Origin of the sequence: Planctomyces sp. SH-PL14 (assembly GCF_001610835.1) — a bacterium.
GTDB lineage: Bacteria > Planctomycetota > Planctomycetia > Planctomycetales > Planctomycetaceae > Planctomyces_A.
This window is the reverse complement of sequence record NZ_CP011270.1, coordinates 5400276-5417570: the sequence shown is the minus strand read 5'-3', so window position 1 is coordinate 5417570 and position 17295 is coordinate 5400276. Positions and strand designations below refer to the sequence as shown.

11 protein-coding genes are annotated in these 17295 nt (G+C 66.0%); 9 read left to right on the top strand and 2 right to left on the bottom strand.

All coding sequences use genetic code 11. The features are described from left to right. Positions 1-85 precede the first annotated feature (85 nt). Positions 86-1381 carry a DUF1501 domain-containing protein gene (locus VT03_RS20590; RefSeq protein ID WP_075094724.1) on the bottom strand — a complete coding sequence of 432 codons (1296 nt, stop codon included), beginning with the start codon at positions 1379-1381 and terminating at the stop codon, positions 86-88. Positions 1382-1539: 158 nt separating this feature from the next. Next, positions 1540-3474, bottom strand: coding sequence for a DUF1549 domain-containing protein (locus tag VT03_RS20585; RefSeq protein WP_075097216.1), 1935 nt, complete (start codon positions 3472-3474; stop codon positions 1540-1542). Positions 3475-3805: 331 nt separating this feature from the next. Here VT03_RS20585 and VT03_RS20580 point away from each other — a divergent pair, with 331 nt between their 5' ends. The 9 genes from VT03_RS20580 (at position 3806) to VT03_RS20540 (ending at position 17252) form a co-directional block, all read left to right on the top strand. Then, positions 3806-5230, top strand: coding sequence for a DUF1501 domain-containing protein (locus tag VT03_RS20580; RefSeq protein ID WP_075097215.1), 1425 nt, complete (start codon positions 3806-3808; stop codon positions 5228-5230). A gap of 752 nt (positions 5231-5982) precedes the next feature. Beyond that, entirely contained in the window at positions 5983-7095 is a 1113-nt protein-coding gene (locus VT03_RS20575; protein ID WP_075094723.1) for an alpha/beta fold hydrolase, read from the top strand. A gap of 765 nt (positions 7096-7860) precedes the next feature. Beyond that, positions 7861-8409 (top strand): hypothetical protein, encoded by a 549-nt coding sequence (locus VT03_RS20570; RefSeq protein WP_075094722.1) that lies wholly within the window; start codon positions 7861-7863, stop codon positions 8407-8409. A gap of 279 nt (positions 8410-8688) precedes the next feature. Next, positions 8689-9819, top strand: a complete 1131-nt coding sequence (locus VT03_RS20565) for a DUF1559 domain-containing protein (RefSeq protein WP_075094721.1) — start codon at positions 8689-8691, stop codon at positions 9817-9819. A 60-nt stretch (positions 9820-9879) separates the two neighbouring features. Further along, complete coding sequence (locus VT03_RS20560) at positions 9880-11289, top strand: PepSY-associated TM helix domain-containing protein (RefSeq protein WP_075094720.1); 1410 nt, start codon at positions 9880-9882, stop codon at positions 11287-11289. Positions 11290-11559: 270 nt separating this feature from the next. Beyond that, a complete protein-coding gene (locus VT03_RS20555; protein WP_075094719.1) occupies positions 11560-12408 on the top strand; it encodes a peroxiredoxin family protein in 849 nt (282 codons plus the stop codon). Positions 12409-12807: 399 nt separating this feature from the next. Continuing rightward, entirely contained in the window at positions 12808-13794 is a 987-nt protein-coding gene (locus tag VT03_RS20550; RefSeq protein WP_075094718.1) for a zinc-dependent alcohol dehydrogenase family protein, read from the top strand. Positions 13795-13907: 113 nt separating this feature from the next. Further along, entirely contained in the window at positions 13908-15461 is a 1554-nt protein-coding gene (locus tag VT03_RS20545; protein ID WP_075094717.1) for an AAA family ATPase, read from the top strand. Between the two features lie 444 nt (positions 15462-15905). Continuing rightward, on the top strand, positions 15906-17252 hold the full coding sequence (locus tag VT03_RS20540) for a class I SAM-dependent methyltransferase (RefSeq protein WP_075094716.1): 1347 nt from the start codon (positions 15906-15908) through the stop codon (positions 17250-17252). Positions 17253-17295 lie beyond the last annotated feature (43 nt).

The window sequence follows — 17295 nt, the reverse complement described above, 5'->3', positions numbered from 1 at the left end:
GTGCCGGCGAGGACGCGGTTCGAACATAAAAAAAGCGGGGCACGATTTGTCGTGCCCCGCTTTCGTTTTGGAACTCTGCGTTCGCTCAAACCACCTTCGTCAACGCCTTGCCATGATTGCCCAGCGTGAACGGGCGGCCGTCTGGCGAGTGGATCTCCTTGTCCGGATCAATCCCCACCGCCACCGCGAGCGTGGCATTGAAGTCCTCCGGCGACACCCCATCGGTATCGACCCGGAACGCCTTCTCATCACTCTTCCCGTACACCTGCCCACCCTTCACCGGACCACCCGCCAGCACGCACGAGTAAACCGCCGGATGATGGTCGCGGCCGGTGTTGATGTTGATGTCCGGCTGCCGGCCGAACTCCGTCCCGATCACAACCACGGTGTCCTTCAGCAGCCCCTGCTGCTCAAGGTCCGTCAGCAGAGCCGAAGCGACGCGGTCCAGCTCGCCCGCCATGTTCGGGATCTTGTCCCACAGCTCGTAGTGGTGGTCCCACGAACCGAACGAGACTTCCACATACCGCACGCCGCTCTGCACCAGCCGGCGGGCCAGGAGACACCCCTTGCCGAACTTGGTGTCGCCGTACGCCTTCTTCTGCTCGTCCTTCTCCTGCGTGATGTCGAACGCCTTCAGGTCCTCCGACCGCAAGAGGCTGATCGCGTCCCGGTACAGGTCGTCGTACCCGGTCACCTTCGGGTTCTTCTCCGCCTTCTTGCGGAAGTTCTGGTCAAAGACCCCGGAGAGCTGCATCCGCTTATCGAAGGTGTCGTCCGTCATGTACGCCGGAGACTTCGTGTTCTGCAGGCCGAGCGCCGGGTCACCCACGGGAACCGGAGCGTACTTGGCCCCCAGGTAACCGGGACCGACCCCGCCGCCGATCTGCACCGCGACCGGCAGGTCCTTGTGCAGACCGCCGAGTTCCTTGTGGACCCACGAGCCGAAGCCCGGATGGGCGATCGAGGCGATCGGCTTGAAGCTCGTGTTGGCGAGGTACCGGGCCTGCGTGTGGTCGGCGGTCGTGGTCGTCATCGACCGGATCACCGCCAGCTTCTTGGCCTGCTTGGCGAGGTTCGGCAGGTACTCGGCGAACTGCACGCCCGAGAGCGCGGTCGCGATCGGCTTCGTCTCCCCCTGGACCTTGGTGCCGGGCTTGGGATCGAAGGTGTCGAGCTGCGACATCGCCCCCTGCATGTACAGGTAGATGACGTGCTTGGCCGGCTTGCCGCCGGAGAGCTTCTGCGGGGCTTTCTTGGCGTCGGCGGCAAACACCTGCTGGAAGGCCAGCGGCATCAGGGTCACGCCCAGGCAGGACTTGGCCAGGGCCTGCACCATCTGCCGGCGGCTCAATTCGTCGAGACGGAGGAATGGGTTCGACATGGGAGACTCGTGGGCTGGATTGCGAAGCGGGAGCGGCGAGGAGGCGCTCTCGATGATGTCAGGGGAACTGCGATTCGATGGGGAACGCGGCCGGTGAAGGCCGCGCTCCGGATTCAGGCACCGTCTCGTTCAGGGAACGAGCGGGAACTCACGGGTGTTCAGGGAACGAACAGGAACTCGCGGGTGTTCAGGAGCGCCCAGATGACGTTCCCGATCCCGGCCGGTCCGGCCTTGCTGATCTCCGCCGCGGCGGCGGCCTTCTCGGCCTTCGTCGGCTTGCGGGAGAGGAGGCACAGGAAGACGCGGTCGATCTGCTTGTCGGTCGACGGCTCGGCGATGACCTCGTTGAAGATCACCGAACCCTTCTCGAGCATCATGTGCGTCGCCGAGCCGTTGAACATCGTCAGGAGCTGCGGGACGGTCCCGTCGGTGTGGCTCTCGTTGATCTGGCCGCGGTCGCTCTGGCCAAACTGCCGGAGGAGATGCCGCTCGGGAAGGGGCTGCGGCAGCTCGGACGCCCGCAGCAGTTCTTCACCCTTGTAGAGCCGCTTCCGCCGCTCTTCGTTCTCCTTCTTGGTCACGGCATCAAGCTGCCGGGCCTTGTCCAGGATCTCGGTGATCGAGGTCTTCGGATCGAGCGTGATCGTCGTCACATACTCGCTGTCGCTGGGACGGAGGATGTTGTCCGGATTCGCGATCGACAGCGTCAGGAGCGAGTCCCACACCTGCTCGGCGGTCATCCGCCGCAGCACCGGGCCGGGGAACAGGTACGGCTTCGTCGGATCGACGCCGTCGTACGACACCTGCCGCTGGTAGGCCTTCGTCAGGTAGATGATCCGCTGGAACTCCTTGAGGTCGTACTTGACCCGCTTGAGCTCGTTGGAGAGGAAGTCCATCAGGGCCGGGATCGAAGCGACGGTGTCGTCCTTCATGTCGTCCATCGGCTCGATCAGGCCGTAGCCCATCGCCTTGGCCCACAGCCGGTTGGCCATCGTCATCGCAAAGCGGGGATTGTCGTCCGAGGTAACCCAGTCGGCGTAAACCGTCCGGCGGTTCTCCGGGGCGACCGAGGCGGTCGTCTTGCCCCACAGCACGGCCGGGGAGGCGACCTGACCCGGCTTGGCGTCGCTGTACTGGTAGTCCTTCGGGAAGGTCAGCTGCCGCTTGGGATTCTCCAGGACCCCCTTGCGGTTGGCGGTGACGATGTACCGCCCCAGGCGGGCTTCCATCGACTCCGGCGAGCCGGCCGCCTCGTTGACTTCCTTGTTGTTGATCTTGTTCATCGCCGGCGGGTTCACGCCGTACTGGATCCCCCCCACGAACGCCGCCAGCTGGTAGAACTCCTTCTGGGTCCAGCGGTCGAACGGGTGGTCGTGGCACTGGGCGCAGCCGATGCGGGTCCCCAGGAAAATGCGGATCGAGTTGTTCAGGTTGTCGAGCGGCATCCCCTGGTCGCGGACGTAGAAGCCGGCGGCCGGGTTGTCCCACACCTGACCTTCAGCGGTCAGCATGTCATGGACCATGTCGTTCCACGGCGTGTTCTCACGCAGCGATTCCTTGACCCAGTCCGAATAGGGGCGGATGTAGGTGAAGAAGTCGACCTTGTCGACGAGCCGCAGCATGTCCCCCATCCAGTTGTACATCTGGCTGGCGTAGGCGGGACGGTTCAGCAGAAACTCGACGAGGTTGGCCCGCTTGTTCGGGTTGGTGCTCTTGAGGAACGACTCCGCCTGCTTGGACGTCGGGATCGTGCCGGCGATGTCGAGGTAGGCGCGACGGAGGAACTGCTCGTCGCTGGTCAGCGGGTTCGGCTCGACCTTGGCCTTCTTGAGGGCCTCGTCGATGATCTCGTCGATCTTGGCGGCCGAGCGGACGGCCGATTCCCTGAGCTTGGGATCGACCGGAGCGATCTCGACGTCGGACCGCTCGACATCGGTCGGGAGCGCGGTCTTGGGCTTCTGATCCTTGGCCGACTTCACCTTGGGCTTGGCCCGGCCGCGCGACTGGGCGGCAGCATCGGACCCCGAGAAGAACGTTCCGCCCATCGCCACGATGAGCGCCGCCAGAATGGCGAGCACGCTGACACGTTTCATGAACACCTCAACGACTGCGTGAGCGCGGTCGGGAATGGACGTTTCAGTTTAGCCGGAAAACTTTCATCCGATACAAAGGCGCGGATGGATTTTCGGTCAGCTCACGCCGGAAAAACCTGTCTCGCCGTCCCACCGGCACGCCCGTCATGAGCAATGCGCCGGCTCGACCTCTTATTCCGCAAGAGTACGCAGCGGGCGGGCGGTTGTTGACCGGAAAATGCCCCCTCCGCCGTTTGAAAATTCGCGCGCTTTGCAGTTCACGCTTCCCTCGAACATCGGTATAAACGAGAGTCGATGCGTTCGCGAAGATGTGGTCCGTGACGAGGTCGTCATGCTTCGAGTGCTGCGCGATGCGGTGGGCCGGCGAACGGTGCTCCAGGCCGGGGGAGCGGGGCTCCTGGGTCTGGGGCTGAATCCTGTGCTGCGGGCGGAAGAGCATCCGCAGGTGATCGTCCCGCGGGCGAAGTCGGTGATCTTCCTGTTTCTGTTCGGCGGTCCGAGCCAGCTCGAGACGTTCGACATGAAGCCGGACGCGCCGGACAAGATCCGGGGGCCGTTCGGGGCGATCACGAGCCGGACGCCCGAGCTGCGGATCTGCGAGCATCTCCCGCGGATCGCGGAGGTGACGGACCGGCTGTGCGTGGTGCGGACGATGTCCCACGGCTTCAATGACCACAGCGGCGGCGGGCATTACGTGCAGACGGGCCAGAAGTGGCACATTCCGATCGGGGCGGGGTTCAACGCGACGCCGAAGGACTGGCCGTCGATGGGCTCGGTCGTCGATCATCTGGAACAGCAGCGGCATCCGGAGGCGATGCCGGACCTGCCGCGGTATGTCGTGGCTCCGAACTTCCTGGGGCGGCTGCAGGAGTACTCCGTGCAGCTTATCCGGCCCGGCGAGTATGCGGGGTGGCTGGGGCGGCGGCATGACCCGCTGACGACGCGGATCGAGAAGCGGGATCCGAAGGACAATCCTTACTGGCGGAACTGCACCGACGATGAGCTGGATTATCAGGTTCAGGGGCTGTCGGGCGGGAAGGGAATGACGCTCACCCGGCTGGAGCAGCGGGCCACGCTGCTGGACCAGTTTGACACAGCCCGTCGGCAGCTGGAGGAGAACCGGACGCTGCAGAGCTATGACCGGTTTCAGGCGCGGGCGCTTTCGATGGTGACTTCGCCGAAGACGCGGGAGGCGCTCGATATCCGCCGTGAGTCGGATGCCGTGCGGGATCGGTATGGGCGGAACCTGTTCGGGCAATCGACGCTGCTGGCGCGGCGGCTGGTCGAGGCGGGGTCACGGTTTGTGACCGTGCACTTCGACTCGCCGGACGGCTACGGGTGGGACTCGCATGTTTCGAGTACCGACGTGAAGAACCATCTGCTGCCGGCGCTCGACGGGGCGTTGTCGTCGTTGATTCTGGATCTGGAGGAGCGGGGGCGGCTGGATGACACGCTCGTTGTCGCGATGGGTGAGATGGGTCGGACGCCGCGGGCGAATGCGAACTGGGGTCGGGATCACTGGTCGACGTTGTTCCCGGCGGTGCTGGCGGGTGGGGGGATGAAGCGGGGGTTTGTTTACGGCGAGTCGGACGCGAGTGCGGCGTATGCGTTGAGTCCGCCGGTGAGTCCGGAGGATCTGGCGGCGACGATTTACCATACGTTGGGGATTGATCCGGAGACGCAGATCAAGGATGCGCAGGAGCGTCCGGTGCCGGTAGCGCCGGGGGGAACAGTGCGAACGGAGTTGTTTACCTAGAGCCGGGTCCAGGGGGACCCTGGTCAGGGGGTGCAGGGGGCAGAATGCCTCTTGCCCGCCGGAGGCTTGACCGTCGGGAGATGTCTGAAGGAGGGCGTGTCCAAGCGCGGACGCCATGCCGTATGCCCCCTCACCAACCCGCGAGGATTCCAGAGCGAGCGATGAAGGGTGAGGGAGCCCTGTTGGAGTTCAGCCTTTCAGGCTGTCCGGTGGATGGTCTTGGTGGATTGAGCGTCCAGTTTCGTAGGGTGCGTTGAGGCTTTGCGAAACGCACCGGACTTCGCGCGTCGGTCATGGTGCGTTTCGAAGACTCAACGCGCCCTACTGGATCTCTGGTGAGGAACCGTGGTCAACAACGGATGTCCCCCTTGTGGTCCCCGTGTTGAGGACTCCCTCATACCTCACCGCTCGCTTTGCAACTCCCGCGTGTTGGTGAGGGGGCATACGATATGGTGTCCGCGCCTGGACACGCCCTCCTTCAGACATCTTCCGACGAGACAGCCTCCGGCGGGCAAAGGGGCGTTGCCCCTCTGCACTCCCCACCAGGGTGCCCCTGGACCCGGTGAGTCGCGTAGGGTGCGTTGAGGCTTTGCGAAACGCACGGGACTTCGAACGTCGGTCATGGTGCGTTTCGAAGACTCGACGCACCCGACATCGGCTGGCCCGGCAAGGACGACCGTTCGCCTGACTCAACGACGCGACCCGGCTATCCTGACCACTCAACGTCATCGTCGATTCAACGGGAGTGCGTCGTGAGCGGTCGCTGGAATCTCGGTCTCTTCCCGCAAGGAGCCATCACGCTCCTCGCCCTCCTGGCCCTCACCCAACCCGCCTCCGCCCAGACCAAGGCGAAGAAGGAAGAGGCCGACTCCCGCCCTAAACTCACCTACCGCGACCGCGCGCCGAAGCGCTACGACCTCACCGCGCGGGCCAGCGAAATCGACTCCCGGGCCAAAGCCCACCCGGATATCAACTTCCTCTTCGAAAAGGACGGCAAGCCCCAGGACGTCCAGCACGCCTCTGTCGACACCAAGGTCAAACCCCGCGGCAAACTCGTCATCTGGCTCATGGGCCACAACGGAGCCCTCTTCGAACGGACCTCGAGCTACGGCCTCCACGCCATCCAGGTCCACTACGCCAACGGCTGGTTCAGCAAGCTCAACAAGGAACCCCCGCCGGACGACAAGTACCTCGGCCGCATCCGCCTCGAAGCGGCGACCGGCGAAGACGTCAGCGACGCCATCGACATCCCCCGCCCGGACAGCATGGCCGAACGTTCGATCCAGTTCGTCAACTGGCTCGCCAAGAACAACCCCGAGGGCCGCTGGGAATACTTCCTCACCCCGGACGGCAAGGACCTGCGGTGGGACGACGTCATCATGGCCGGCATCTCGCACGGCTCCACGACGGCGGCCCGCTTCGCCCTGCACCAGAAGGTCGACCGCGTCATCATGCTCTCCGGCCCGCGCGACCAGCTCGAACAGTGGTACACGCTCCCCTCGGCCACACCCAAGAACCGCTTCTTCGGCTTCACCCACGTCCTCGACGGCGGCTGGACCGCGGACCACTACTGCCGCTCGTGGCAACTCCTCGGCCTCGCGGAGTTCGGCCCGGTCGTGAATGTCGACAAGACCAAGCCTCCTTACAACAGCACCCGCCGTCTCATCACGGATGCAGACGTGAAGGGGGACGCCAACCGCGCTCACTCCGCCTCGCAGCCCGGTGGAGCCGCGGTGAAGGACGCCCAGGGGAAGTTCATTCACGAGGAGGTCTGGAAGTACCTCTTCACGTATCCGGTCGACAAGACCGGCGACCCGGTCCCGGCGGACAACGACTGCACGCTCGACCTGTCGAAGAAGAAGTGACGGGCGAGGCGACTGAGCGAGAGGGGCTGCATGGCGCGGGACGTCCTGTCTTGTCCCGCGGCCTCGAATCGCGTCCTTGCCGGCTGAGCGCTGTTCGCTCAAGCCCGATGTTCGACGGCAACCGGGGTCAAGGGGCTCGCCCCTTGCCGCCGGAGGCTTCTTCGATGAGGAACCGTGGTAAGCAACGGGAATCCCCTTTGTGGTACCAGCGTTGAGGACTCCCTCACATCACACCGCTAGCTTTGCAATCCCCGCTGGTTGGTGAGGGGGCATACGGCACATCGTCCGCGTCTGGACACGCACTCCTTCAGACATCTCTCGACGGCTAGGCCTCCGGCGGGCAGGGAGGCCAAAAAACAAGACAGTCCCCTGCACGCCACCAGGGCATCCGCCCTGGACCCGGTTCAACGGCGTGCACATTGTGCCCCTGTTGGTCACAATGCGACCTCGCCAGATTCGGTAACGCCGCGCCGCGGCGGTGCACCGGAATACCGAAACCAGGAAATCGCAGCCAACACACCGGTGCGTTGGCGTTACGGGCCAGGGACGGCTAGCATCCGCCTCGTGGAGAGCGAGGTGGTTGAGGGTCCTGCATAAGGCTTCCCGCCCGTTCAAATGCTGTCTCTGATTCGCCAGTTCGGCCAGCACCTGACGCAACGGCTCATCGCCCTTGCTGTTCTCGCTGGCGTTTGCCTTGCGCTCGTCCCGCTCCCGATCGCTTCCCCCCCCGTTGCCGGCAAAGACCGTTCGCAACCATTCCCTTGCATGGATCGCCCCTGCGGCTGCGCGTCGGCGGACCAGTGCTGGAAAGGCTGCTGCTGCTTCACGAACAGCGAGAAGGTCGCCTGGGCGCAGGCCAACCGGATCGAGCTCCCCCCCTTCGTCATCGCCGCGGCAAAGAAGGAAGCGGAAGCGATCGCGGCCGCGAAGCCCGCCCCGGAGAAGCCTGCGGCCAGCTGCTGCCAGAGCCACGGAAAGTCGTGCTGCGCGAAAGACGGCGGCGAGTGTTCGCACTCGCACGGCGTCGCGACCAGCGACGCGGTTCGAAAGACCGCTCCCGCGGCCGACGATGTCCGCGCTCAATCGAACAAGAAGCGAACCAGCGTCCGCTGGACGCTGGGCATCGCCGCCCAGAAGTGCCGCGGAGAACACGGAACGATCGCGGGCCTGCCGGTGTGCATCCCGGTGGTACCCGACGTCCTGACCGCCCCGCCGACTCTCACGACTCCTCTTTCGATCCCCTGCTCCGAATCGTTCTCGGGAGAAACGCTCCCTCCTCCGGTCCCGCCGCCGCGGCGCGTTCTGTGCGCCTGAGTTCGGACCGGCTCGCGCTGCGCGGATGTCTCGCCCTGCCTACCTCTGGCAGCGGACATCCGGAAGGTGTTCCGCGCGGAACATGCTCGCACGCTCACACGGCTCGGCGGCTCGCTCTCCACAAGACCGGAATCGTTGATCCGGCGTGAGCGTGCCACCATGCGCCGCCGGTGAACACCGCCCGTTGCGGTCTCCGTTCCGAACCGTTGTCGTGGCCCGGCCGCCGTCTCCTCGTCGGCCGCGCCCTCTTCCGCCCGACATCGCCTCCGGAGGTCCACCATGCCTCGTGTCCCGGATCGGGAGCGTCCGCGTCCCTGCGCTCCGCTTCGCCATCGCCGCGGCTTCACGCTCATCGAGCTGCTCGTCGTCATCGCCATCATCGCCGTTCTGGTCGCGATCCTGCTCCCCGCGGTCCAGCAGGCCCGCGAGGCGGCCCGCCGCGCCCAGTGCGGCAATCACCTCCGGCAGATGGGGCTGGCGCTCCACAACTATGAGAGCACCTTCTTCGCCTTCCCGATGGTCGATGCCCAGAACTATCGGCCCAACACCCAGGGCTTCTCGGCCCAGGCCCGGCTGCTGCCATATCTGGAGCAGGCCAACCTCCAGAACCAGCTCGACTTCGCCGAGCCCGCGTTCACCGGCCCGTTCAACAGCCTCGTCCCGAACCCGAAGTTTGCGTCGGTCTTCGCCACCCCGCTGGCGGTCCTGCTCTGCCCGAGCGACCCCGCGCCGACGCAGAACGTCGGCGCCGGAGGAGCGGTCTACAGCGGGACGAACTACATGGTCAGTTACGGCAGCGGCAAGAGCGTAAGCTATGACCTCCGCTGGCGGACCGACGGCCTGAGCTATGAGAACTCCGGCGTCCGGATGGGAGACATCACGGACGGCGCGTCGAACACGGTCTTCATGAGCGAAACCGTCCGCAGCGCGGGCAACGACACAACGCTTACCGCCGGCACGCTCCCTCCTTATCCGTACCAGATGACTCTCAACGGCTCGACGGGAGTCGCCTCGACGCTGAACGCCACACAGGGACTGACAGGGGGCGGAGCCTGGGGGGCGTATGTCGACGGAGCGGGGATGATCTCGAACCCGAACCTCGCCAACATCTGGCCAACGCTCACGAGTTGGCGAGGCGCATCGAGCGCGGCGCTGCGGGGCCGCGGAACCTCTTGGGCGCACTCGGGTGCGATCAGCACCATGACGAACGGGTTTCAGCCCCCGAACAGCCGTGTCCCGGACATCGTGATTCACTTCACCGGCTTCTTCGGGCCGCGGAGCTATCACGCTGGCGGAGCGCAGGTGATGTTCGGCGACGGAGGGGTGCGGTTCGTGGGAGAGAACGTCGACGTCACGGTCCATCGCGGGCTCCACAGCCGCGACGGGCGGGAGCTGATCGGCGAGTTCTGAACCGCGGCGTTGAGTCGCACTCCTTTTGATCTTGTTGCCCTCACTTTCTTTCGACTGACCATGACTGATTCGAACGCCTCGCCCCGCGCCTCGTGGCCCGATTACCGGGCCGTGTGGCGGTGGCATTTTTACGCCGGCCTGCTTTGCACGCCGTTCGTGATCCTCCTGTCGATCACGGGCGCGATTTATCTGTTCAAGCCGCAGATCGACGCCTGGGTCGAAGCCCCGTACGACCACGTCGAGCGGAGCGGCACCGTCGCCCTTCCCTCCGAGCAGGTCGCGGCGGCGGTCGCGGCCTTTCCGGGCTCAACCCCGACCGGCTACGAGCTTCCGGTCACGGACCAGGCGGCTCCGCGGGTGCTGGTGCGGGACGGCGGCGAGACGATGCGGGTGTACGTTCATCCGGACACCCGCGCGGTCCTGCACTCCGTTCCGGAGGCGGACCGGTTTCTTCGTCAGATCTTCCGCCTGCATGGCGAGCTGCTGATGGGAGACCGCGGCTCAAACATCGTCGAGCTGGCGGCGTCGTGGACGATCATCATGATCCTGACCGGCCTGTACCTGTGGTGGCCGCGGAACGCCCGCGGGCTGGGGGGCGTGCTGTATCCGCGGCTCCGGAAGGGGCGGTCGATCTTCTGGCGGGACATCCACAGCGTGACCGGGATCTGGATCTCGACGCTGGCGCTGTTTCTCCTCTTCACGGGGCTGCCGTGGGCGAAGTTCTGGGGGACCTATTTCAAGTCGGTCCGGGAGTGGACCGGGACGGCGGTCGCTCAGCAGGACTGGACCGTGGGGGGCGATCGATCGGGTGCCGGTCGTAGCGGCGGTGGAGGGGGCGGTGAGCACAGCGGGCATGGAGGCGGAGGAGGGCGCGGCGGGCGCGGGGGTGGTCCGTCGCGACCGGTCGACCTGGCGGGATTCGATGTGGTGGCGGCGGCGGTGCGGCCGCTGGATCTCCCGCCGCCGGTCGTGATCGCTCCTCCGTCGGGCAGTTCGGAGAACTGGACCGCGAAATCGATGATTGCCAACCGGCCACGGCGGGTGAATCTGGTGGTGAATGGACGGACGGGTGAGATTGTGAGCCGGGAGGATTTCCGAGACCGGCACTGGGTGGACCGGGTGGTCGGGACGGGGATTGCGGCTCATGAGGGGCAGTTGTTCGGTTGGGTGAATCAGCTGCTGGGACTGCTGGCGGCGGTGGGGCTGGTTTTGTTGAGTGTGAGCGGGGTGGTGATGTGGTGGCGTCGGCGTGATGTCGGGGCGTTGGGTGCTCCGAAGGTGTTGCTGAGTCCGCGGTGGTCGTTGGGGCTGGTGACGTTGATTGGTTTGTTGGCGGCGTTGTTGCCGTTGTTTGGTGCGTCGTTGCTGCTGGTGGCAGGATTGGAGCGGGTGTGTTTGCGGCGGATTCCGCGAGTTCGGGACTGGCTGGGACTTGGGGAGCCGTCGCGTCCGGTAGAGGCCGCCGCGTAGGCCCAGCAAAGAACCGGGTCCAGGGGCACCCTGGTGGGGAGTGCAGAGGGGCAACGCCCCTTTGCCCGCCGGAGGCTGACTGTTGAGAGATGTCTGAAGGAGCACGTGTCCAAACGCGGACCCGGTGCCGTATGCCCCCTCACCACCCCGCGGTGATTGCAAAGCGAGCCCCGAGTCCTCACCGCCGGTCTCGGAAAGCGGACGTCTGTCGCCGGGTCTGACACTCAGGCCGCGGCGGACTAATATAAAAGTCTTCGAAACGGAGTCGACATGTCCTCATCAGCGCCGTCCCGCAATCCTGCGGACAATCCCGTCCCGCCCCCCCGGTCCTTCGGGCAGAAGCTGTTCCTTGGGTTCCTGGGGACCGTGGGAGTTCTTTACCTCGGGCTGGTCGTCTATCACGTCGCCATCCCGCAGGTGAAGGCGACCGGGCCGGATGAGCGGTTGAGTCTGCTGGAGCGGTGCCGGCAGCTTTGCCAGACCTATGGGCTGCTGCCGACGGGGCACATTGCCAATGACGCGGAGGCGTACCTGACGGCGGTGAAGTCGCGGCAGATCACGGATGACTTGGCTTCGGTTCTGGCGGAGAAGGACTTCGCGCCGGCCGAGACGCAGTTCCACAAGCTGCTGGAGCAGCCTGCGCCGACGTTTGCGCTGCAGGATCATACGGGGCAGACGCGGTCGCTCTCCGAGTGGACGGGGCGGGGGCCGGTCGTGGTGGTCTTCTACTACGGTTACGGGTGCAGCCACTGTGTCGCGCAGCTCTTCGCGCTGAACAAGGACCTGAAGCTGTTCCACGAGCTGGGGGCGGAGATTGTCGCCATCAGTTCGGACACGCCGGAGCATACGACGGAGAAGTACAAGGAGTATGGGCCGTTTGATTTTCCGTTGTTGTCCGATCCCGACAATGGTGTGGCGGGACAGTACGGGGTGTTCACGCCGAAGACGGCGGAGAAGCCGGAGTCGCTGGATCACGGGACGTTTGTGATTGATGCGAAGGGGAAGGTGATCTGGGCGTATTATGGGGGCGAGCCGTTTCTGGATAACAAGTCGTTGCTGCATGTTCTGGCGAAGAGTCAGGGTGTGACGGCGAAGGCGGATGTGGCCGCGAATCCATAGGCGCCACCCAAAGAACCGGGTCCAGGGCGGATGCCCTGGTGGCGTGCAGGGGCCACCCCCTGCCCGCCGGAGGCTGACCGTCGAGAGATGTCTGAAGGAGATCGTGTCCAAGCGCGGACACCGTACCGTATGCCCCCCTCACCAACCCGCGGGGATCGCAAACCCAGCGGTCTGGATTGAGGGAGTCCTCATAGCTGATCCCACAAAGGGGACATCCGTCGTGTCCCACGATTCCGCGAAGGAAGCGCCTCCGGCGGCAAGGGGTTGCCCCCTTGACCCCGGCAGCCGTCGCACGTCGGGCTTGAGCAATGAACGCTGTGCCGGCGGGGACGACTTTCGGCACAATGGCGTGCGGACGCTCGACCATTCTTCGCCCATCAGGAACCGGAGGCGTCGATCATGCGCGCAATGGTCCTCGAAGCAACCGGCCAACCCCTTCGGCTGACCGAACGGCCCGCCCCCACCCCCGAACCCCGGCAAGTCCTCATCCGCGTCCTGGCCTGCGGCGTCTGCCGGACCGACCTGCATGTCGTCGACGGCGAACTCCCCGATCCCAAACTCCCGATCATCCCCGGGCATGAAGTCGTCGGCGTCGTCGAAGCCCTCGGCACCGAGGTCCGCGAACTCGCGGTCGGCCAGCGGGTCGGCGTCCCCTGGCTCGGCTGGACCTGCGGCGAATGCGACGACTGCCGCGCGGGTCGCGAAAACCTCTGCGACTTCGCCCGCTTCACCGGCTACCAGCTCGATGGCGGCTACGCCGAGAAAATGGTCGCCGACGCGCGGTACTGCTTCCCGCTCCCCGAAACGCTCGACCCCGCCGCCGCCGCGCCGCTGATGTGCGCGGGACTCATCGGCTACCGCACGCTGCGGATGGCGGGCGACCCGCGGCGGGTCGGGATCTACGGCTTCGGCGGCGCGGCCCACCTCGTCACGCAGGCCGCCGTCTTCGAAGGCCGGGAGGTCTACGCCTTCACCCGCAGCGGCGACGAGTCCTCGCAGCGGTTCGCCCGCTCGCTCGGCGCCAAGTGGGCCGGCAGCTCCGATGCTCTCCCTCCAGAACCGCTCGACGCGGCCCTGATCTTCGCCCCGGTCGGCCCGCTCGTGCCGCAGGCGCTCCAGGTCGTGCGGAAAGGGGGCATTGTGGTGTGCGGCGGGATCCACATGAGCGACATCCCCACCTTCCCGTACCGTTGGCTGTGGGGGGAGCGGGGCATCCGTTCGGTGGCGAACCTGACCCGTCAGGACGGCCGCGAGTTCCTGGACCTCGCGGGCCGGGCGGCGATCCGGTCGACGACCACGACCTTCCCGCTCTCGCAGGCGAACGAGGCCCTCGCCGCGCTCCGCGAAGGAAAGCTGGACGGCGCGGCGGTCCTCGTCCCCGGTTAAGTCCGGGAGACAGAGTCCCGCCGGCATCGATTCGAGGCGCGGGGTTTGCGACGATCTCCCGGGCCGATCCGAGCCCGTCCCCCAAGCCACGCCAACCCGCGAGCCGTCCTCTCATGGAAGCGATGATCGAGAGCCTGAAACGGCCCGAGGCCTACGATCATCCGGTCGAGTCGATCGAGCTCCTGCAGACCCATATCTCGTGGGTCCTGCTGACCGGGGAGTACGCCTACAAGCTCAAGAAGCCGGTCGACTTTGGTTTTGTGAACTTCACGACGCTCGAGCGCCGGCAGCGGTTCTGCGACGAGGAAGTCCGGCTCAATCGCCGTCTCGCCGCCGACCTGTACCTCGGTGTGCGGCCGGTCTACGGGCCGCCGGAGCGGGCCGCGCTGCACGGGACGGGGAAGCCGGTCGAGTGGGCGGTCCAGATGCGACAGTTCTCGCAGGACCGGCTGATGCCCGCCGCCCTGGAGCGGGGCGAAGTTCAGCCGGGGGACTTTGACCGGCTCGCCGACACGCTGGCGGACTTTCACGCGGCGGCGGATGCGGCCAGGGCGGAGGACCGCTTCGGCGACCTCGCGTCCGTCCGCGATCCGGTGAACGCCAACTTCGCGGCTCTCGACCGTGTCCCCGAGGCAGCCGGCTGTGTCGCCGAGCTGCGGGCGTGGTGCGACGCCGAGTTCGCTCGTCTCCGCCCGCTGTTCGAGGAGCGGAAGCGCGACGGACGGATCCGCGAGTGCCACGGGGACCTGCATCTGGGGAACATGGTCTTCCGCGAGGGGCGGATCGAGGTCTTCGACTGCCTGGAGTTCAACGCGTCGCTGCGGTGGGTCGACGTCCTCAGCGAGATTGCGTTCCTCGTCATGGATCTCGCCGAACGGAAGCGGCCCGACGCCGCCTACCGCGTTCTCAACCGCTGGCTGGAGCGGACGGGGGACTACGCGGGTCTCGGGACCTGGCGGTGGTACTTCGTCTACCGGGCCCTCGTGCGGGCCAAGGTCGCGGCGCTGCGGCTCTCGCAGGGGGAGCAGTCCGCGGAGGAACGGGCGTCGCACCACGATGACGTCCGCCGGTATCTCGCGCTTGCCCAGGCGACCGTCGCCCCGCGGCCGACCGGGCTGATCGTGACCCACGGCGTCTCGGGGACGGGGAAGTCGTTCGTGACGCAGAGCCTGTGCGAGGACCTGGGTGCGGTCCGGATCCGGTCGGACGTCGAACGGAAGCGGCTCTTCGGAACCTGGGGGCAGCCCGGAAAGACGCGGCTCGACGGCGACCCGTATCGCCCCGAGATCAGCCGACGGCTTTACGAGGATCTCCTCCCCGCGGCCGCCCGCGATGTCCTCCAGGCCGGTTTCCCGACGATCGTCGACGCCACGTACCTTCGCCACAAGGACCGGGAGCGGATGCGACAGGTCGCGGCGGACGCCAACGTGCCTTTCGTCCTCCTCAACTTCCAGGTCTCTCCGGAGACCGCCCGGGCCCGGATTGCCGAACGGCAGCGGGCGGGGGACGACCCGTCGGATGCCGACACCCGGATCCTCGACTGCCAGCTCGAAGCCCTGGAGCCTCTCACCACCGAAGAGACCGCCTGCTCGATTCGCATTGGCGATCGGGCTGACCGGCACGCTGTCGAAAAAGACATCCGCGGCCGGCTCCGGATCTCGTCCTGATCCTCGAACCGCGTCCTTGCCGGCACGGTTCCCATTGCTCAGACCCATCGTGCCATGGCAGCCAGGGGTCAAGGGGGCCACGCCCCCTTGCCGCCGGAGGCACTCCTGTGAGGAACCGTGGGACACAACGGACGTCCGCTTTGTGGCACCGACTTTGAGAACTCTTTCACATCACACCGTTGGCTTTGCAATCCCCGCGGATTGGTGAGGGGGCATACGGCACGTCGTCCGCGCTTGGACACGCCCTCCTTCAGCCATCTCTCGACGGCCAGGCCTCCGGCGGGCAAGAGGCATTCTGCCCCCTGCACCCCCTGACCAGGGTGCCCCTGGACCCGGTGACAAGACTACCTCGCAACGTCCCGGCCGACACTCGTCTTGACCTCAAAGGCTGATCCGGACGATAGATACCGCCTGGAACCGACCTCCGGCACGCAAGGACGCCCCATGCCCTCGGCCCGCCAGCGTCAGACCGACGCCATCAAGACCCTCCTCCAACACCTCGCCGAGAAGCTCAACGCCGCCATTTCGGTCAAGCTGTGGGACGGCAGCGTCGTCCCGATGGGAGCCCAGGCCGATCCCGAACTGTGCGTCGTCCTCAAGAGCCCCGGCGTCATCGCCTCGCTCCTCCGCCGCCCGACCGCCGACAACCTCCTCCGGCACTACGCCCGCCGCCACATCGACTTCGAAGGGGCGGACGTCCACACGTTCCTGACGAAACTCCGCACCAAGAACTCCCGCGACCGGACCAAGAAGGTCAGCAAGGGACTCGTCTTCAAGTCGATCCTCCCGTTCGTCTTCGCCAAGGGCGAATCGACCGAACTCGGCCACGGCTTCCAGGGAGACGAGATCGGCCGCAGCCGCAAGCAGGAAGACAACCGCGACTTCATCCAGTTCCACTACGACGTCAGCAACGACTTCTACAAGCTGTTCCTCGACCCCGAGATGGTCTACAGCTGCGCCTACTTCCGCGACTGGAACAACTCCCTCGAGCAGGCTCAGCAGGACAAGCTCGACATGATCTGCCGCAAGCTCCGGCTCCAGCCGGGCGAGCGGTTCCTCGACATCGGCTGCGGCTGGGGCGGGCTGATCTGCCACGCGGCCAGGCACTACGGCGTCATCGCCCACGGGATCACGCTGGCGGACGAGCAGCTCAAGTACACGCAGGAGAAGATCCAGCGGGAAGGGCTCACCGGCCGCGTCACGGCGGAGATCCGCGACTACGCCCACCTCGACCGGCAGTTCGACAAGATCGCCAGCATCGGGATGGTGGAGCACGTCGGCATCGACAACATGCAGCTCTACATGGACACCGTCGGCAAGCTCCTGCCGGACCGCGGGATGTTCCTGTGCCATGGGATCACCCGCCGGGCCAAGCGGACCGCGAAGCACTTCCGCAAGGTCTCACCCGAGAAGCGGATCCTGGCGAAGTACATCTTCCCCGGCGGCGAGCTCGACCACCTCGGCCACATGGTCGAGAAGATGGAAGCGGCGGGCTTCGAAGTCCACGACGTCGAAGGCTGGCGGGACCACTACGCCATGACCTGCAAGCACTGGGCCCAGCGGCTCGAAGCCCGCAAGGACGAGGCGATCCAGTTCATCGGCGAAGAGCGGTACCGGATCTGGCTGCTGTATCTCGCCGGCGTCGGCCTCGCTCTGGGCGACGGCTCGGCGTGCATCTTCCAGACGGTCGGAACGAAGCACATCTCCCGCGGCCATTCGACGATGCCGCCGACCCGCGAGCATCTCTACCGGCCGAAGGGAGATGCGGCCCCGCAGAAGCGCGTGGCGTGATGTCCTCCTCTGATCTGTGTGCATCTGTGTTTATCTGTGGCTA